Source organism: Kocuria himachalensis (assembly GCF_054784195.1).
The window spans coordinates 1-1,177 of sequence record NZ_BAAGPL010000064.1; the positions used below are offsets into that span (position 1 = coordinate 1).

Below are 1,177 nucleotides of genomic sequence, written 5' to 3' on the forward strand. Positions count from 1 at the left end.
CTCCTCCACCTCCCGGCGGGGAAGGGCGGGGGCGTCGAGGGGCACGGTCTCGGCCTCGGTCCCGGCCGCGGCGCGGGCGGCGGCGAAGTAGCGCACGAGCACCTCGGATCAGCCCCCGATCGCGCTCATCGAGCGCTCCGGCTGGACGTAGTCGGCGGAGTCCAGGCCCGTGTGGTCCATCCCGTGCGCGGCCGGCTTGGCCCACATCGCGGCCCGCCAGCGCTCGGCGAGCTGCCCGTCGGTCGCCCCGGCGCGCAGCATCGGCAGCAGCTCGACCTCCTCGTGGGAGAACAGGCAGGACCGGACCCGGCCCTCGGCGGTGATCCGGGTCCGCTTGCAGTCGGCGCAGAAGGGCTCCGTCACGGAGGCGATCACGCCCACCGTGCCCAGCGGCCGGTCCCCGGCCCCGACGGCCCCGGGGGCACCGGCGGGCGGTCCCGCGCAGGTCGCGTCCGCGGTCGCGGCGGAGGTCGCGTCCGAGGTCGTGGCGGAGTCCACGGGGGTCGTGGCGGGGTCCACGGGGGCACCGGCGGGGGTGGCGGGGTGCACGTCCCACAGCTCGGCCGGGGCGCCGTCGCGGGCGCCGGGGTGCGGGGCCAGCCGGAACCGGGTGGAGAGCCGGTGGCGGATCTCGGCGGCGGTGACCATCTCCGCCCGGGTCCAGCCGTGGTCGGCGTCCAGCGGCATCTGCTCGATGAACCGCAGCGCGAAGCCGCGCGCCAGCGCCCAGGCCAGCAGCTCCGGGGCCTCGTGGTCGTTGACCCCGCGCATCAGCACCGCGTTGATCTTCACCGGGGTCAGCCCGGCGGCGGCGGCGGCCTCGGCCCCGGCCAGCACCTCGGTGAGGCGGTCGCGGCGGGCCAGGGCGCGGTAGGTCGCCGCGTCCAGGGAGTCCAGGGAGATGTTGATCCGGGTCAGCCCGGCGGCGGCAAGGGCCTGGGCGCGGGTGGTGAGGCCGATGCCGTTGGTGGTCAGCGAGACCGGCAGCTGCGGGTGGGCGGTGCGCACCCCGGCGACGATCTCCTCGAGGTCGGCCCGGACCAGGGGCTCCCCGCCGGTCAGGCGCAGCTCGGTGATCCCGAGCTCGGTCACGCCGATGCCCACGAGCCGGACGATCTCGGCGGCGCTCATCAGCTGGCCGGCGGGCAGCCAGGGCAGCCCGGTCGCGGGCATGCAG

At 77.2% G+C, this 1,177-nt stretch carries 1 protein-coding gene; it reads right to left on the reverse strand.

What is annotated here, in order from left to right:
• Nucleotides 1–108 precede the first annotated feature (108 nt).
• Nucleotides 109–1,177: GTP 3',8-cyclase MoaA (locus ACYVM4_RS18570; protein WP_460669514.1), on the reverse strand; the 1,069-nt coding region annotated here is incomplete at its 5' end.